We start from the raw sequence: 16,160 nt of genomic DNA on the forward strand, positions 1-16,160 counted from the left end.
CGCAGTATCGGAAGCCAGGGCGGGGCGTGGCAACGAAGCTTTGCGGCTAAGCAAATACGCTTTGGGTATGAGTGGCCTGCGGGGTGGCATCACCCTGCGGCAGCAGCGCGATGGAGGCGCCGTGCGTGTCGCCCTGCGTGATGGCGCCCAGCGGGCCGGCCTGCGTGGTGTACAGGCCGATGGCGAACGGGCCCTCGCCCTGCTGCGCCAGGCGGGCGGCAGCGGCGCGGCTGGCGCTGGCACTCTCCAGCTTCAGCCAGGTGCTGCCCAGCGGCAGGCTGGCGCTGGCGCTGCCGTTGCCGGCAACCGCGTCATCCTGCAGGTCCAGCAGCGCGCGGTAGCGCGCAAGCGTCGCGGCGACATCGTGCACGGCAATGCGCAGATGGGCCACGCCCTGCACGCCATTGGCATGTTCGCGCACGCGGCCCTCGGGCACGCGCAGGGCGCGCGGCGTCACGTCGCCGCACAGAAAGGGCAGGTCCGGCGTGGCGGGCCGTGCGTTCTGCCATCGCAGTTCCACGCCGTCGGGGCGCAGCCGGCCGCCGTCGACGGGCGGCTGGTAGGCCAGGCCGCGCGACAGTGCCTGCGCCACGACCTGGGGGGTGGAGGAAGGCAGCAGCGCGAAATCCACGATGCCCGGGCCGAAACGGGCCAGCTTGGACCACCAGGGGTGGACTTCTTCGGGGGCTTTCCAGGCGATCAGCTCGAAGTAGGAGCCGTCCTGGAACACCACCAGCGCATTGTGGGTGGCCCGCCCCGGATGGTCTCCGCCGGGCGTCACCGTGAAGCCCAGGCTGCGGTAGTCGGCGATGGCTTGCTGCAGGTCGTGCACGGCGATCACGATGTGGTCCAGAGGCAATGGCATGAGGCTTTCTCCTGTGTGTGAAAGCGCCATGCTGGTGCCGCGGCCCACGCAGGGCAAATGCCGGATGCGGCTTTGCTTATGCGTTTTGTGCCGGATGCGCCGGGGGCGGGCATATCTGCTGGCTGCATATCCAAGTGCGAAAACAGCAGTTCGGGAAAGAGGGCGGCCTTCCTAGCATGCAAGCCATCCGGAGAGCTTTTCCGGTTCCTGCGTTACAGCGCCTCGACGGCATGAAGGGTGGATGATCTAGTGCAAAAGCAAAGCAGAAGAAACAACGGCTGGCGGTGGCTGGCTGCAATGGCCGCGGGTGTCTGGCTGGCGGGCTGCTCGCCGCAGGGCGCGGGCAAGGCAGGCACGCAGCAGGCAGGGGCGGCGCAGGGGGGGAGAGCTGGTGTACCTGGAGCAGCAGGCGCATACCAGCCTGTATCCGCCCGCCGGGGGCTTCTATCCCAATGGCGGCGTGCTCAACCAGATCACGGACAAGCTGACCTACCAGGATCCGCAGACGCTGGAAATCCAGCCCTGGATCGCCGAGTCCTGGAGCATCAACGGCAATGCCACGGAATTCACCTTCAAGCTGCGTCCCGGGGTCAGCTTCTCGGACGGCACGCCGCTGGACGCTACCGCCGTGGCCCGCAATTTCGATACCTACGGCCTGGGCAACAAGGCCTTGAAACTGCCGGTCTCGGAGGTCATCAACAACTATGAGCGCAGCGAAGTCCTGGACCCGCTGACGGTGAAGTTCTACTTCAGCAAGCCGTCGCCGGGCTTTCTGCAGGGCACGTCGGTCATCGGTTCGGGACTGGTGTCGCTGGCCACGCTGGCCCGGCCGTTCGAGGAGCTGGGCGACGCCACGCGCATCATCGGCTCCGGTCCGTTTGTGGTGGCCAGCGAAACCCTGGGCAAGGAGCTGCTGCTCAAGGCCCGCGCCGACTACAACTGGGGCCCGGCCAGGCATGCGCACCAGGGCCGGGCGCGGCTGGACAGCATCCGCTTCGTGGTCACGCCCGAAGACAGCGTGCGCATCGGCGCCCTGCTGGCCGGACAGGCCGGCCTGATCCGCCAGGTCCAGGCCTATGACGAAAAGCGCGTGCAGGACCAGGGCTTGCGGATCTATGCGCCGTCCACGCGCGGCGTGAACAACAGCATCGCTTTCCGCCCCGACAATCCGCTCGTGGCCGATGTGCGCGTGCGCAAGGCGCTGCTGCACGGCACGAATGCGGCCGAGGTGGTGCAGACCCTGTTCTCGGCCCACTATCCGCAGGCGACATCGGTGGTGGCCAGGTCGGCGGCCGGCTATGTGGACCTGTCGTCCGAGCTCAAATTCGATCCCGAGCTGTCCCGCCGCCTGCTGGACGAGGCCGGCTGGACCCTGGGGGCCGGCGGACTGCGCCAGAAGGACGGCCAGGAGCTGGTGCTGACGGCTTACGAATCCCTGCCGCAGCCGCAGAACAAGGAAACGCTGCAGCTGGTGGCCCAGCAGTGGAGCAGGCTGGGCGTCAAGCTCAATGTGCTGGCCGGCGATGCGGGCAGCAGAACGCTGGACAGCCTGGACCCCGCCCGGACGCCGGTGGCGCCGAACATGGTGGGCCGCGCCGACCCGGACGTGATCAAGAGCAACTACTACCCCACCAACCGCAATGTGCTGCTGCAAAAGGGCGGCGTCAGCCAGAAGGTCAACAGCTTCGTGGATGCCAGGCTCAACGGCCTGCTGGATGCGATTGCCGCCGAGACCGACGCGGCCAGGCGCTTGCAGCTCACGGGGGACGTGCAGCGCTACCTGATCGAGCAGGCCTACGTGATTCCGATCTTCGAGGAGCCGCAGGCCTTCGCGGGCGCCCCCTGGGTCAGGGATGTGGGCTTCGAGGCCGTGGGCCGGCCCAGCTTCTACGCCACCTGGCTGGCCAAGCGATGACTGCCTATCTGTTGCGGCGCACCGGCCAGGCCCTGCTGGTGCTGTGGGCGGCCTTCTCGGCATCGTTCGTGCTGCTGCAGCTCATGCCCGGCGATGCGGTGCTGATCAAGTTCCTCAACCCCGACCTGGGCCTGGGGCCGGAGCAGATCGCCGAGATCCAGGCGGCCTACGGCGCCGACCAGCCGGTCTGGCGCCAGTACCTGCACACGCTGGGGCAGTTCCTGTCCGGGCATTTCGGCTACTCGCTGCAGGCCGGCGTGCCGGTCAGCCAGGGCCTGGCCACCAATCTTCCGCCCACGCTGCGCCTGGCATCGCTGGGGTTGGCGGCCGCGCTGCTGCTGGCCGTGGGGCTGGCGCTGCTGGCCAGCCTGGTGCGGTGGCGGCCCGTGCGCGCGCTGCTGCAGTCGCTGCCCCCGCTTTTCGCCTCGATTCCGGTGTTCTGGCTGGGCATCATGCTGATCCAGTGGGTGTCCTTTCGCCTGGGCTGGGTGCCGGTCATCAATCCGGGACCCTGGCAGGGGCTGATCCTGCCGACGCTGACGCTGGCCATACCCATCTCCGCGCCGCTGGCGCAGATCCTGATGCGCAACCTGGACGCCGCGCTGGCCCAGCCCTATGTGGCCGTGGCGCGGGCCAAGGGCGCGTCGCAGCTGCACGTGCTGCTGCGGCATGCGGCGCGCAACGCGGTCCTGCCCGTGCTGACCATGGGCGGGATGCTGTTCGGCGAGCTGCTGGCCGGTGCCGTGGTGACCGAGGCGGTCTTCGGCCTCAACGGCCTGGGCAGTCTGACCCAGCAGGCCGTGGGCAACCAGGACACGGCCGTGCTGCAGGCGGTGGTGATGGTGTCCGCCACGGCCTTTGTGACCATCAACCTGATCGTGGACCTGCTCTATCCCTGGCTGGATCCGCGGCTTGCCCATGCGGCGGGAAGCTGAAACCATGAATGCACTGACGCAAAAGAAAGGGCTGGCGCTGCAGCGGCCGCCAGCCACCCCGTTGCCGCGGGCCGGGGTGCAGCCGGCTGCTGCGGCCCAGCAGATTTCCAAAAAACCATGGCGGCTGCCATCCGTTCTGCGGCGTGTTGTACGCATGCCGCCGGGGCTGTGGCTGGCCTGGAGCGTGCTGGTCCTGGTGCTGCTGTGGGCGCTGGTGCCGGGCTGGTTTGCCGGCCAGGATCCGCTGGCGGGCCTGGCCGGCCAGCAGCTGCGCGCCCCCGGCGCAGGCCATTGGCTGGGCACCGATGCGCTGGGCCGCGATGTCTGGGCCCGCGTGGTTCATGGCGCGGTGCACTCGTTGTCCGGGGCCCTGGTCGCCGTGGGCGTGGGCCTGTTTGGCGGCACCGCGCTGGGTCTGCTCGCAGGCGCGGCCGGAGGCCGCCTCGACGATGCGCTGATGCGCCTGGTGGACGTGCTGCTGGCCGTACCTGCGCTGCTGCTGTCGCTGACCATCATCATCGTGCTGGGCTTCGGCACGGTGAACGCGGCCATTGCCGTGGGCGTGGCATCGGTGGCCGGCTTTGCCCGGCTGGTGCGTTCCGAAGTCGTGCGTGTGCGCCGCACGGAGTACGTGGAAGCGGCCTTCGGCAGCGGCGGGCGCTTCGGCGCCGTGCTGTGGCGCCATGTGCTGCCCAATTCGCTGACATCGGTGGTGGCGCTGGCGGCGCTGCAGTTCGGCACGGCCATCCTGGCCATTGCCACGCTGGGCTTCCTCGGCTACGGCGCACCGCCGCCCACTCCGGAATGGGGGCTGCTGATCGCGGAAGGGCGCAACTACCTGGCCACCGCCTGGTGGCTGACCACGGTGCCCGGGCTGGTGGTGGTGGCCGTGGTGCTGGCGGCCAACCGTATCGGCGTGGCGCTGACGGGGGCACCGTCATGAACGCCTGGCAGCAATGGCGGCAGCGCCTGCTGCGCGCGGCAGGGGCGGGGCCGGCTGCGTGCGCGTCCGCAGCGCCTGCGGGCGGCGCGGTGCTGGAGATCGACGATCTGCAGATCGCCTACCGCGAAGACGGCCGGCTGCGCCGCGTGGTGCACGGCGTCTCGCTGGCGGTGCATCCCGGCGAGGTGGTGGCTCTGGTGGGGGAATCGGGCTCCGGCAAATCGACCACTTCGCAGGCGACCATCGGCCTGCTGCCGGCCAACGGCCAGGTGGTGGGGGGCCGCATACGCCTGCTGGGCGAGGATGTGACCCATGCCGGCGAGTCGCAATGGCGCGGCCTGCGCGGCCGCGTGGTGAGCCTGGTGCCGCAGGATCCGACGGCATCGCTGAACCCGGTGCGCACCATCGGCGCCCAGGTGGCCGAGGTGCTGCAGCTGCATGGCTGCAGGGACCGCGCAGCCATCGAGCGTCAGGTGGTGGAGCTGCTGCGCAAGGTGGGGCTGACGCGGCCCGAGCTGCGCGTGCGTCAGTATCCGCACGAGCTGTCGGGCGGCATGAAGCAGCGCGTGCTGATCGCCATGGCCGTGGCGCTGCGGCCGGCACTGATCATTGCCGACGAGCCCACGAGCGCGCTGGACGTGACGGTGCAGCGCCGCATCCTGGATCTGATCGACACGCTGCGGCGCGAGACCGGCACCGCCGTGCTGCTGGTCACGCACGACCTGGGCGTGGCCGCCGATCGGGCCCATCGCATCGTGGTGCTGCGCCAGGGGCAGGTACAGGAAGCCGGGGACACGCTGGAGGTGTTGCGCCAGCCGCAAAGCGCCTATGCGCGCCAGCTGCTGGCCGATGCGCCGGCGCTGTCGGCGGCCCCGCCGCGGCCATTGCCGCAGGAGGCGGGAGAGCCCGACTGGGCCGTGCAGGTCCAGGGGCTGTGCCAGGAGTTCGCCGTGCCGGGCCAGCGGGCACCGTTCAAGGCTGTGGACGGCGTGGGCTTTCGGGTGCGGCGCGGCAGCACGCATGCCATCGTCGGCGAATCGGGCTCGGGCAAGACCACGACCATCCGGGCGCTGGCCGGCCTGCTGCGGCCCACGGGCGGCCGGATCCGCATCGCGGGCGAGGACGTGACCGCGCTGCGTGGGGAGGCGCTGCGACGGTTCCGCCGCAAGGTGCAGCTGGTCTATCAAAACCCCTTTGCCTCGCTGGACCCGCGCCAGACGGTCTTCGCGATTGTCGAGGAGCCGCTGCGCAACTTCGGTGCATTGCCGGCGGCCGAGCGCCGCCGGCGGGTGGAAGAGACCCTGGCCCGCGTGGGCCTGGCGCCCGAGCTGCAGCAACGCCGCCCGCATGCGCTGTCCGGCGGCCAGCGCCAGCGCGTGGCCATTGCGCGCGCCCTGGTGCTGCAGCCCGAGGTGCTGGTGCTGGACGAAGCCGTCTCGGCGCTGGACGTGACGGTGCAGGCCCAGATCCTGCGCCTGCTGGAAGAGCTGCAGCAGCAGCTGCGGCTGACCTATGTCTTCGTGACGCACGACCTGTCGGTGGTGCGCCAGATCGCCCACACCGTCTCCGTGCTGCAGCATGGCCAGGTGGTGGAGGCGGGCACGGTGGAGCAGGTCTTCACCCAGCCCGAAAGCCATTACACCCGTGAACTGATTGCCGCCATCCCCGGCACAAGGAGTCTTGATTTTGTCCATCCCCCCAATTCCCCGGAAAAAACGCCTGGGCTTCTTCAGCCGCTTGCTGGATGACGCGCCTGCCGGCGAGCGCTATCGCCTGGTGACCGAACAGATCGCCCATGCCGAAGCCCTGGGCTTCGACTCCGCCTGGGTGGCGCAGCACCATTTCCACGAAAACGAGGGCGGCCTGCCGTCGCCCCTGGTGTTCCTGGCCCATGTGGCGCAGCGCACGCAGCGCATACGCCTGGGCACCGGCGTGGTGACGCTGACCATGGAAAACGCCATCCGCGTGGCCGAGGACGCCGCCGTGCTCGACCTGCTGTCGGGCGGGCGGCTGGAAGTGGGGCTGGGCACCGGCGGCACGGCGGAATCCTTCGAGGCCTTCGGCGTGGATGGCGGCGAGCGCGGCGCCGTTTTCGGGCGCAATCTGCAGCGGCTGCGCGCGGCCTGGCGCGGCGATGTGCTGCCGGGCGGCGTGCGCGTCTATCCCCAGGCGCCGCAGCTGCTGCAACGCCTGTGGCAGGCCACGTTCTCGGTGGAAGGGGCCCGGCGCGCCGGTGCGGCCGGCGAGGGGCTGATGCTCTCGCGCACGCAGCCGCGGCTGGACCAGGCGCCGGGACTTTCCCTTTCCGGGATCCAGAACCCCATCATCGACGCCTACCTGGCCGCGCTGCCGCCGGGCGCTGCGCCGCGCATCCTGGGGTCGCGCACGCTGTTCGTGGCCGACCGCCGCGAGGAAGCACTGCACTGGGCCGAAATCGGGCTGCGCCGCCTGGCCCTGCGCCATGCCGGTGCCTTGGCCGGCCCGTCCTCCGCGGGCCTGTTTGCGCGCGTCGATCCGCAGGCGCCGCTGGAGCAGCTGATCGCCGCCTATGACGTGCACCTGGGCACGCCCGGCGACGTGATCGCCTCGCTGCAGGCCGATACGGCACTGGCGCGCGCTACGGACCTGGTCTTTCAGGTGCATTCCATCGATCCGCCGCACCAGGCCATCCTGCGCTCGCTGGAGCTGACCGCCTCGGTGGTGGCGCCGGCCCTGGGCTGGGCCGGCCCGCCGGGCACCGCTTGCGCATCCACAGCCGCCGAACCCGCGCTGCACGCAGCCTGAGAAAAGGACAACCTATGACCGAATTGCTGCAAGAGCCCCAGGCGCCTGCCGTATCCGGGCAGCCCGCCGATGTGATCGACCAGCTGGCTGGCATTGCCGCAGGCAGCTGGCTGGACGGCCTGCGCCGGGCGCGCCCTGAAACCCGTGCCCAGGCCCAGAAAACCCATCAAGCCCTGTTCTCGCCCGCGGCGCCGGCGGCCGGCCAGGTGGCGCCGGCCGAGCGCCATGCGGTGGCGGCCTTTGTGGCCGGCCTGCACCGACAGCCACATGCAGCGGACTTCCACCTGCGTGCGCTGCAGGCGCTGGCGCCGCAGTGGGCCGGGGCCGTGGCGCAGGCGGCAGATGCCGGCCGGACCCGGGGCCCTTACGGCCGCTATCCCGCAGGCCCGCTGGCGATTGAAGACCAGGCGGGCCCCGAGTTCGCGCTGCCCGAGGCCCTGCAGGCCGTGCTGGACACCCGCTTGGTAGCCGGCTTGCGGCATGCGCATTTCCTGGTCTTTCATCCGCGCGATGCGCAGCCCGGGCGGTTGCGCGCGCTGGAGGCCGCGGGCTGGACGGCCGACGATATCGTCGTGCTCTCTCAGCTGGTGGCTTTTCTGAGTTTCCAGCTGCGCGTGGTGGCCGGCCTGCAGGTGCTGGAGGCCGGCTGGGACAGCGATGCACCCGTGCCGCAGCGCAGCGCCTGCGCAAAGGCGGCGGCGCCGGTGCAGGAGGCCGCGGCGCCGGGCGCCGAGCCCGTGGTCTTCACCCAGGCCGAGCTGGACTGGCAGCCCTGGCTTGCGCCGCTGGACGAAGCGGCGCTGACGCCGCGCCACCATGCGGGCCTGGTGGACGCGGCGCGCGCCAAGTCGCCGTACTTCCGGCTGCTGGCGCGCGACCCGGACACGCTGGGCGCCCGCACGCGCGCCGACAAGGACATCTTCTACAACCCAGAAGCCGGCCTGCCGCGCGCCGAGCGCGAGCTGGCGGCGGCGGCCGCTTCGCGCCGCAACGGCTGCATCTACTGCGCTTCGGTGCATGCGCGCTTTGCCAGCCATTTCGCGCGCCGCCGGGACGATGTGCAGCGACTGCTGGACGAGGGCGTGCAGGCCGACCTGGGCCCGCGCTGGAATGCCATCGTCGATGCCGCCGTGGCGCTCACGGACACGCCGCACGGGCTCACGGCCGGCCATATCGCGGCGCTGCGCCAGCAGGGGCTGGACGCGCGGGCCGTGGCCGACCTGCTGCATGCGGCCGCCTTCTTCAACTGGGCCAACCGGCTCATGCTGTCGCTGGGCTCGGCTGCGTATTCCCAGGGCCTGGAGGGGGGACGGGCTACGGTACGATAGCGGGCTTCGGCTGGCCGCAGGCTTTTGAGTGCCTGTGCCGGGCGCGTTGCAGCGGCCGCCTGTCCGCCTGTTTCCCCTGTCCAACGTCTGAGCGGAATCCGCCATTGAATCCATTGAACGAGTCCGAGCAACATTCGGTGCAAGCCGATCTGGTGGCGGTGCTGGTGGCCGTCACCGCGGGCCAGCCGCGCATCCTGACCACGCGGGCCGGGCGGACCCTGCCTGCCGGTCCGTTCACCGCCAACCACCGCTCGCTGCAGGCCAGCCTGCGCGCCTGGGTGGAGACGCAGACCCACCACCCGCTGGGCTATGTGGAGCAGCTCTATACCTTTGCCGACCGCGACCGCTCGCAGGAAGTGGGCATGCGCGCCATCTCCATCAGCTACCTGGCGCTGACGCGCGAGCTGGATGGCGCCGTGGCGGACGTGGCCCAGCCCGGCTGGCAGGACTGGTACCGCTACTTTCCCTGGGAAGACTGGCGCGAGGGCGAACCGCCGGTGATGGCCGCGCAGATCTTGCCGGGCCTGAAGGCCTGGAGCGAAAATGCTTCGGATAACGTAGCGCGAAGTGCTCGATGGCAGAGGGTTTCAATGACTTTTGGCCTTGAGGGCAACGAGTGGAACGAGGAGCTGGTGCTGCAGCGCTATGAGCTGTTGTTCGAGGCCGGCCTGGTTCCCGAAGCCTGGCGCGACGGCGTGGCCGCGTCGGCCGGCTGCCTGGTCGCGGGCGCGGCCATGAGCAACGACCACCGGCGCATTCTGGCCACCGGCATCGCGCGGCTGCGCGCCAAGATCAAGTACCGGCCCGTGGTGTTCGAGCTGATGCCGCCCGAGTTCTCGCTGCTGCAGCTGCAGCAGGCCGTGGAGGCGCTGGCCGGGCGCGGCCTGCACAAGCAGAACTTCAGGCGCCAGATCGAGCAGCAGGCCCTGGTGGAGGAGACCGGGCAGATGGTCATGGGCACTGCGGGACGCCCGGCCAAGCTGTTCCGCTTCCGGCGCAATGTGATGCTGGAGCGCGCGATTTCCGGCAACAAGCTGCCGCTGGCCCGCACCGCATGAATCGCTGACGCTGCCAGGGCGGTTTTCCGCTTGACGCGAATAATGCTCAGGATTAGCATAAATGCCGTGCGCGATGAAACAGACATGCATCGCGTTTCTTTTTTCTATACAAATACTCAAAATGAGCATTAATACCGTGAACGCATTGCCTGTTTCCCCTTTGCCGGACGTGATGCTGGAGCCGCTGGTGCGCATGGCCTTGCTGGAAGACCTGGGCCGCGCCGGAGACCTGACGACCGACACCATCGTGCCGGCCGATGCCTGCGACGAACTGCGCCTGGTGGCGCGCCAGGACGGCGTGCTGGCCGGCCTGGACCTGGCGCGCCTGGCCTTCACGCTGATGGATGCCCGCATGGAATTCCAGGCCGCCTGCCAGGACGGCACGGTGCTCAAGCCCGGCATGGAGATCGCACGCATCCGCGGCAGGAGCCGCGCCATCCTGAGCGCCGAGCGCACGGCGCTCAACTACCTGTGCCATCTGAGCGGCGTGGCCTCGGCCACGCATGCCATTGCCGAGGCCATCCGGGCCTGGGGCACGCGCGTGACCTGCACGCGCAAGACCATGCCGGGCCTGCGCGCGCTGCAGAAATACGCGGTGCGCGTGGGCGGGGGCAGCAACCACCGCTTCGGCCTCGACGATGCCGTGCTCATCAAGGACAACCATATCGCGCTGGCCGGCGACGTGGCCACGGCCGTGGGCCGGGCCCGTGCCGGCGTGGGCCACATGGTCAAGATCGAGCTGGAGGTGGACACGCTGGCGCAGCTGGATGTCGCGCTGCAGCTGGGCGTGGACGTGGTGCTGCTGGACAACATGAGCTTGGATGACCTGCGCACGGCCGTGGCCATGTGCAAGGGCCGGGCCATCACCGAGGCCTCGGGCCGCATCACGCCCGAGACGGCGCCGGCGGTCGCGGCCACCGGCGTGGACCAGATCGCCGTGGGCTGGCTCACGCACAGCGCCAAGGTGCTCGACATCGGCCTGGACGCCTGAGATGAGCTTCCCCCGAGCCGCTGTGCGGCTTTCCCCCGGAAGGGCGACGTGCCACGGGACGGCGCCATCGCTGCGGGGCGGCGGGGCCGCCCAGGCCCTTGCCTGGCGTCGCCGGCCTGTATTGCGCCAGTCTGGTGAGCAGGGCACATCAGGAGGAAGGAGAGTCATGCCAGTCACACAGCATCTTTTGAGGTGGCGCGGAGCCTGGATCCTGGCGGCCGCAGCGCTGGCCAGCGCTGCGGCGGGGCTATGGCTGTCGCGCAGCGGCGCGGCCGCCGTGCGTTTCGAGAAGCCCGTCACCATTGTCGTGACCTTTCCGCCGGGCGGCGGAACGGACCTGCTGGCACGCCGCCTGGGCGCGGCGCTGCAGCAGCGCCTGGGCCAGCCCGTGATGGTGGAGAACCGGCCCGGCGCCAGCGGCAACATCGGCGCGCGCGCCGTGGCCGAGGCCGTGCCCGACGGCGCCACGCTGCTGATGGTCAACAGTTCGTTCGCCATCAATCCCGGCGTCTACCGGCATCTGGATTTCGATCCGCGCCGGGACTTCAAGGCCGTGTTCAATGCGGGCACTATCGCCTCGGTGCTGGTGGTGCCCGAGCAGAGCAGCGTCCGGGACCTGCGCGATGCGCTGGCCGGCTCGACCGCCGAGCGGCCGCTGCCGTTTGCCTCCTGTGGCAACGGCACGCCCCAGCACATGGCGGGCGAGATGCTGGCCCAGGCCACGCACGTCAGCCTGCAGCACGTGCCCTACAAGGGGTGCGGACCGGCCATCACGGCGGTGGCGGCCGCTCAGGTGCCCCTGGCCGTGGTGACGGCCAGCAGCGCCGCGCCGCTCATGGCGGCGGGCCGCGTGCGCGCCATCGCGATCACGGCGCCGGCCCGTGCGGCCCAGTTGCCCGACGTGCCCACGGTGGCTGAGCAGGGCGTGGCGGGCTTTGCCGTGGAGCAGTGGCACGGACTGCTGGCGCCGGCCGCCACGCCGGAGCCGGTGGTGAACCATCTGCACGAGGCGCTGGCGCAGATCCTGGCCGAGCCCGGGATGCAGCAGTCGCTGCGCGAGCAGGGCTACACCCCGGCCAGGGAAACCCCGGCCCAGTTCGGCCAGCTCATCGCCGCCGATATCGACCGCTATGCGGCCGTGGCTGCCCGGCTCGGGCTCAAGGTGGATTGAGAAGAAAGGTCGCGGCTGGCGGCATACTCGGGCCTTGTTTTTCCCCAGCCTGAACCGCCATGCCTGCCCTGCCATCGTCCCCGCCTGCCGTTGTCCTGCTGCCGGGGCTGATGTGCGACGGCGCCGTCTGGGCCGCGCAGCACGCGGCCCTGTCGCCGTTCCATGAATGCGTGATGGCGGACTACGGTATGGCCGCGTCCATCGAAGCCATGGCCGATGCGGTTCTGTCCGCCGCGCCGCCGGGGCCGCTGGCCGTGGTCGGCCATTCCATGGGCGGGCGCGTCGCCATGGAGCTGGTGCGCAGGGTTCCCGGGCGGGTGGCGGCGCTGGTGCTCATGGACACGGGCCTGGATGCGCTGGCGCCCGGCGAGGCCGGCCAGCGCGAGCGCAGCACGCGGCTGGCCCTGGTCAAGCTGGCCAAGGCCCAGGGCATGCGCGCCATGGGACGGCAATGGGCCGGCGGCATGGTCCATCCCCGGCTGCGCCACTCCCCCCTGTTCGAGCAGGTGCTGGACATGCTGGAGCGCGGCTCGCCCCAGCGCTTCGAGGCCCAGGTCCATGCCCTGCTGCACCGCCCCGATGCGCAGGCCGTGTTCGCGGCGCTGCAATGCCCGGTGCTGCTGATGGTGGGGCGCCAGGACCTGTGGAGCCCGGTGGCGCGGCACGAAGCCATGGCCGCCATGCTGCCCCAGGCTCGGCTGGAGGTGCTCGAGGACTGCGGCCATATGGCGCCCATGGAGGCTGCGGCCGAGGTCAGCCGCCTGCTGCAGGACTTCCTGCGCCGCAGGGGGTGACGGCCTGCGTTCGATGACGGTTTGGTGACTGGTCGCGGTTGCAGGGGCTTTTGTGGCGCCCGGGCCGCAACGCCGATGATTTTGTTGCGCTGCAATATATGCTGCCTATAATCCGCGCCAATTCCATTTCATAAGGACGGCAGTGACTAACAGCGCAAGTGATAGTTGTAGGCCGGTGCATTGCATCGGCATGGCTTGGGCTCGCTGACGTCTTGTCTTGCCGTGCTCACGCGATAGCACGGCCTTCGGGCCAGCAGCCATGGGTTGCACCGGCCTTATCCATCCCCTTCCCGCAGGAATCCGTCCTCTTCGGACAGTTGCCGGCGCGCGGCTTTCGGCCGCCTGCGCCGGGCTGGCCGCAAGGCGGCCGTGGCGGGACGGCTGGCCTCTTTCCCAAGCTGTGCGCGCTGCCCAGGCAAATCGTTCGCGCTTGAACGCGTATCGAGGAGAAAAAATGCGTCAGAAATACTGTTTCCTCCGCCAGCCCTGCGGGCAGCCTTCCCTGCGGCAGCGCCGGCATGCCGCCCTGCTGGGCGCCGCGGCACTGGGTTTCGGCCTGGCCTGGGCGCTGCCGGCCACGGCGCAGGACCAGCCGGAGGATCCGTCGGTGCTGGCCCTGTCCGCGTCGGTGCCGGCCGGCGCGCAAGCCGCAGGCAGCGGCACCGTGGTGCCGCAGGAAAACTGGAACGCCAAGTTCCAGAGTACCTATGTGTGGCAGCGCAAGCCCGGCTTTCACGCTCCCTACAGCGGTGCGATGAGCCTGCGGCCCGAGAAGGAGCGCAGCTATTCGCTGACGGCGACCGCCTCGTTCGGCTTCCGGCCCTGGGAGGGCGGCGAGGCCTACCTGGATCTGGAAGGCGCCCAGGGCATTGCGCTGTCCCACCTGGCGGGCCTGGGCGGCCCGACCAACGGCGAGCTGGCCAAGACCTCGGGCGCGCAGTTCAGGATGTACCGCGCCAGGGCCTATCTGCGCCAGACCTGGAACCGGGGCGGGCAGCTGGAGGCCGTGGAGTCCGGCGCCGGCCAGCTCGCCGGCATGGCGGACAGGCGCCGCACGGTGCTGACCGTGGGCAACCTGGCCGTCATCGACATGTTCGACGACAACGCCTACAACCACGATCCGCGCACCCAGTTCATGAACTGGTCGATGATGACCTACGGCGCCTACGACTACGCGGCCGACGCGCGCGGCTATTCCTGGGGCGCCGTGCTCGAGTGGTACCACGACGACTGGGCGGTGCGCTTCGGCCGCTTCGTCCAGCCCAAGGAGCCCAACGGCCAGCCGCTGGACTATCGCATCTTCAAGCACTACGGCGACCAGCTGGAGATCGAGCATGCGCACACGATCGCCGGCCGCCCCGGCAAGCTGCGCGCCCTGGTGTTCCGCAACCATGCGGTGATGTCCCGCTACGACGATGCCACGCGCCTGGGCGCCCAGACCGGCGAGGTGCCCGACCTCAACCAGGTGCGCCATGGCGCGCAGAGCAAGCACGGCTTCGGTCTGAACCTGGAGCAGGCCTTGTCGGACGACGTGGGCCTGTTCGCGCGCGCCAGCTGGGCCGACGGCAAGACCGAGATCTATGCGTTCACCGAGATCGACCGTTCGCTGTCCGGCGGCCTGCTGATCAGGGGGCGCTCATGGGGCCGGGCGCAGGACCACCTGGGCCTGGGCCTGGCGCGCAACTTCCTGTCGCCCGAGCACCGCAACTACCTGGCGGCCGGCGGCATGGGGCCGTTCATCGGCGACGGACGCCTGAACTACCGTCCCGAGATGGTGATGGAGGCTTTCTACAGCGTGGGCATTGCCAAGCACAGCTCGATCACCTTCGACTGGCAGCACATCCGCAATCCCGCCTACAACGCCGACCGCGGCCCGGTCAATGCGCTCGCGGTGCGCCTGCACACGGAGTTCTGACGTCAGCCCATCCACTGGGCCAGCACATGCTGCAGGCCTGCCGTCATGAGCACATAGCGCGCGAACTTGCCCACGGCCATATAGGCCACGCAGGGCCAGAACGGCAGCCGCAGCCAGCCGGCCACCGCGCACAGCGGGTCGCCCACGATGGGCAGCCAGCTCAGCAGGCAGGCCTTGGCGCCGAAGCGGCGCAGCCAGTAGCGCGCCAGCCGGTGCCAGCGCGATTGCACATGCGCCGGTGCGCGGGCATCGTGGTGGCGGCGCGCGCGCGCCGCGTTCACGGCCTTGTGCGCGCCCAGGCCCATCCACCAGCTGATGGCGCCGCCCAGGGTATTGCCAGCCGTGGCCACGAGGATGGCCGGCCAGAACAGATCCGGGTTGAGCTGCACCAGGCCGGCAACCGCGGGCTCCGAGCCCAGCGGCAGCAGGGTGGCCGAGATCAGGGACACGAGAAATACCGTGCTGAGCCCGAACTCGGGCAAGGCCAGCCACTGCAGCACCAGATTCATCCACTCTTGCATGGGCGGCAGTGTAGAGGCTCGCCTATATCCTTCCGGCGGGTACAGCGGCGTTCATGTATCGTGCCGTATCCGCGAGAGAGAGGGCCGCGAGCGGCCCAGGAGAAAAAAACATGTTCAGCAAAGCGATGATGCGCGGCGGCCTTGCCGGTATTGCTTTTCTTTTGATAGCTGGATGCGCCCAGCAGATGCCGTTTGCAGCAAAAAAATCCGTGGACGACGCGCCGCCCGATCTGGTGGCGCTGCGGGCCGTGGCGCCCGGCATCCGTCAGAGCATGCGCTATGCCGGGCGGCACAATTTCATGGGCCGCCCGGTGGCCGGCTACGAAGCGCCCGAATGCTGGCTCAGCCGCAGGGCCGCCGACTCCCTGGCCGCGGTGCAGCAGGAGCTGGACGGCTACGGCCTGCGCCTGCGGGTCTTCGACTGCTACCGCCCGCAGTCGGCGGTGAACGATTTCGTGCGCTGGGGCAAGGACCTGTCCGACCAGAAGAACAAGGACATGTATTACCCGCGCGTGCCCAAGTCGGAACTGTTCAAGCGCGGCTACATCGCCGAGAAATCGGGCCACAGCCGGGGCAGCACGGTGGACCTGGGGCTGGATGTGGCCGACAGCCTCCTGGCCCGCAAGCAGGTGCGCGGGCCGCTGGCCGACGGCATTGCCGTCGACATGGGCACGCCGTTCGATCTGTTCGACGAGCAGTCCCATACCGACAACGCGGACCAGTCGCCCGACGTGCAGCACAACCGCCGCTGGCTGCGCGCGCTGATGCAGCGCCACGGCTGGCGCAACCTGCCCGAGGAATGGTGGCACTACACGCTGCAGGACGAGCCTTATCCGGACCGCTATTTCGACATTCCGGTGCGCAAGGCGCCCTGAGCGTCAGACCCGCCCGGAGCGCGAGTGGTGACGCGCACGGTGGGCCTATTTCCGTATTGCTGAAA

General features: G+C 69.8%; 14 protein-coding genes and 1 pseudogene. 13 read left to right on the top strand and 2 right to left on the bottom strand.

All coding sequences use genetic code 11. The annotated features are described in order from the left end of the window. Window positions 1–46 precede the first annotated feature (46 nt). The gene (locus V8Z74_RS11830) at window positions 47–865 is read right to left on the bottom strand and encodes a VOC family protein (protein WP_349709406.1); all 819 of its coding nucleotides are present in this window, start codon (window positions 863–865) and stop codon (window positions 47–49) included. Between the two features lie 391 nt (window positions 866–1,256). Between V8Z74_RS11830 and V8Z74_RS11835 the strand changes: the two genes are divergently transcribed. The 12 genes and pseudogenes from V8Z74_RS11835 (at window position 1,257) to V8Z74_RS11890 (ending at window position 14,699) form a co-directional block, all read left to right on the top strand. Then, window positions 1,257–2,780, top strand: a complete 1,524-nt coding sequence (locus V8Z74_RS11835) for a TIGR04028 family ABC transporter substrate-binding protein (protein WP_502879516.1) — start codon at window positions 1,257–1,259, stop codon at window positions 2,778–2,780. Next, the gene (locus tag V8Z74_RS11840; RefSeq protein ID WP_349709407.1) at window positions 2,777–3,715 is read left to right on the top strand and encodes an ABC transporter permease; all 939 of its coding nucleotides are present in this window, start codon (window positions 2,777–2,779) and stop codon (window positions 3,713–3,715) included. The genes V8Z74_RS11835 and V8Z74_RS11840 overlap by 4 nt, the downstream gene beginning before the upstream one ends. A 4-nt stretch (window positions 3,716–3,719) precedes the next feature. Further along, the gene (locus V8Z74_RS11845; protein ID WP_502879517.1) at window positions 3,720–4,658 is read left to right on the top strand and encodes an ABC transporter permease; all 939 of its coding nucleotides are present in this window, start codon (window positions 3,720–3,722) and stop codon (window positions 4,656–4,658) included. Continuing rightward, a complete protein-coding gene (locus V8Z74_RS11850; RefSeq protein WP_349709408.1) occupies window positions 4,655–6,406 on the top strand; it encodes a dipeptide ABC transporter ATP-binding protein in 1,752 nt (583 codons plus the stop codon). The genes V8Z74_RS11845 and V8Z74_RS11850 overlap by 4 nt, the downstream gene beginning before the upstream one ends. Beyond that, window positions 6,342–7,442: a putative FMN-dependent luciferase-like monooxygenase gene (locus V8Z74_RS11855; RefSeq protein ID WP_502879521.1), complete on the top strand. Its 1,101-nt coding sequence runs from the start codon at window positions 6,342–6,344 to the stop codon at window positions 7,440–7,442. Before V8Z74_RS11850 ends, V8Z74_RS11855 begins: the two co-directional genes overlap by 65 nt. Before the next feature lie 14 nt (window positions 7,443–7,456). Continuing rightward, window positions 7,457–8,068, top strand: a pseudogene (locus V8Z74_RS11860) (CMD domain protein); the annotation flags it as partial. Window positions 8,069–8,146: 78 nt separating this feature from the next. Next, window positions 8,147–8,770 carry an alkylhydroperoxidase domain protein gene (locus tag V8Z74_RS11865; protein ID WP_349709451.1) on the top strand — a complete coding sequence of 208 codons (624 nt, stop codon included), beginning with the start codon at window positions 8,147–8,149 and terminating at the stop codon, window positions 8,768–8,770. Window positions 8,771–8,883: 113 nt separating this feature from the next. Further along, a complete protein-coding gene (locus V8Z74_RS11870; protein ID WP_349709452.1) occupies window positions 8,884–9,828 on the top strand; it encodes an NUDIX hydrolase in 945 nt (314 codons plus the stop codon). A 121-nt stretch (window positions 9,829–9,949) separates the two neighbouring features. Next, window positions 9,950–10,819: a carboxylating nicotinate-nucleotide diphosphorylase gene (nadC, locus tag V8Z74_RS11875; protein ID WP_349709410.1), complete on the top strand. Its 870-nt coding sequence runs from the start codon at window positions 9,950–9,952 to the stop codon at window positions 10,817–10,819. 166 nt (window positions 10,820–10,985) lie between these two features. Next, the gene (locus tag V8Z74_RS11880) at window positions 10,986–11,990 is read left to right on the top strand and encodes a tripartite tricarboxylate transporter substrate binding protein (RefSeq protein WP_349709411.1); all 1,005 of its coding nucleotides are present in this window, start codon (window positions 10,986–10,988) and stop codon (window positions 11,988–11,990) included. A gap of 59 nt (window positions 11,991–12,049) precedes the next feature. Further along, window positions 12,050–12,784 (top strand): alpha/beta fold hydrolase, encoded by a 735-nt coding sequence (locus V8Z74_RS11885; RefSeq protein ID WP_349709412.1) that lies wholly within the window; start codon window positions 12,050–12,052, stop codon window positions 12,782–12,784. A gap of 454 nt (window positions 12,785–13,238) precedes the next feature. Further along, window positions 13,239–14,699 (top strand): carbohydrate porin, encoded by a 1,461-nt coding sequence (locus V8Z74_RS11890; RefSeq protein WP_349709413.1) that lies wholly within the window; start codon window positions 13,239–13,241, stop codon window positions 14,697–14,699. Between the two features lie 2 nt (window positions 14,700–14,701). Here V8Z74_RS11890 and V8Z74_RS11895 read toward each other — a convergent pair whose 3' ends face one another. Next, on the bottom strand, window positions 14,702–15,208 hold the full coding sequence (locus V8Z74_RS11895) for a YqaA family protein (RefSeq protein ID WP_349709414.1): 507 nt from the start codon (window positions 15,206–15,208) through the stop codon (window positions 14,702–14,704). A gap of 122 nt (window positions 15,209–15,330) precedes the next feature. Between V8Z74_RS11895 and V8Z74_RS11900 the strand changes: the two genes are divergently transcribed. Beyond that, the gene (locus V8Z74_RS11900; RefSeq protein ID WP_245633356.1) at window positions 15,331–16,095 is read left to right on the top strand and encodes a M15 family metallopeptidase; all 765 of its coding nucleotides are present in this window, start codon (window positions 15,331–15,333) and stop codon (window positions 16,093–16,095) included. Window positions 16,096–16,160 lie beyond the last annotated feature (65 nt).

Origin of the sequence: Comamonas sp. w2-DMI (assembly GCF_040187735.1) — a bacterium.
GTDB lineage: Bacteria > Pseudomonadota > Gammaproteobacteria > Burkholderiales > Burkholderiaceae_C > Comamonas > Comamonas terrae.

What these genes read in the sequence shown, in the direction of transcription:
- V8Z74_RS11840 (WP_349709407.1), top strand. Translation starts at nt 2,777, where the DNA reads ATGACTGCCTATCTGTTGCGGCGCACCGGCCAGGCCCTGCTGGTGCTG.
- V8Z74_RS11885 (WP_349709412.1), top strand. Translation starts at nt 12,050, where the DNA reads ATGCCTGCCCTGCCATCGTCCCCGCCTGCCGTTGTCCTGCTGCCGGGG.
- V8Z74_RS11845 (WP_502879517.1), top strand. Translation starts at nt 3,720, where the DNA reads ATGAATGCACTGACGCAAAAGAAAGGGCTGGCGCTGCAGCGGCCGCCA.
- V8Z74_RS11895 (WP_349709414.1), bottom strand. Translation starts at nt 15,208, where the DNA reads ATGAATCTGGTGCTGCAGTGGCTGGCCTTGCCCGAGTTCGGGCTCAGC.
- V8Z74_RS11830 (WP_349709406.1), bottom strand. Translation starts at nt 865, where the DNA reads ATGCCATTGCCTCTGGACCACATCGTGATCGCCGTGCACGACCTGCAG.
- V8Z74_RS11900 (WP_245633356.1), top strand. Translation starts at nt 15,331, where the DNA reads ATGTTCAGCAAAGCGATGATGCGCGGCGGCCTTGCCGGTATTGCTTTT.
- V8Z74_RS11880 (WP_349709411.1), top strand. Translation starts at nt 10,986, where the DNA reads ATGCCAGTCACACAGCATCTTTTGAGGTGGCGCGGAGCCTGGATCCTG.
- V8Z74_RS11890 (WP_349709413.1), top strand. Translation starts at nt 13,239, where the DNA reads ATGCGTCAGAAATACTGTTTCCTCCGCCAGCCCTGCGGGCAGCCTTCC.
- V8Z74_RS11850 (WP_349709408.1), top strand. Translation starts at nt 4,655, where the DNA reads ATGAACGCCTGGCAGCAATGGCGGCAGCGCCTGCTGCGCGCGGCAGGG.
- nadC (WP_349709410.1), top strand. Translation starts at nt 9,950, where the DNA reads ATGAGCATTAATACCGTGAACGCATTGCCTGTTTCCCCTTTGCCGGAC.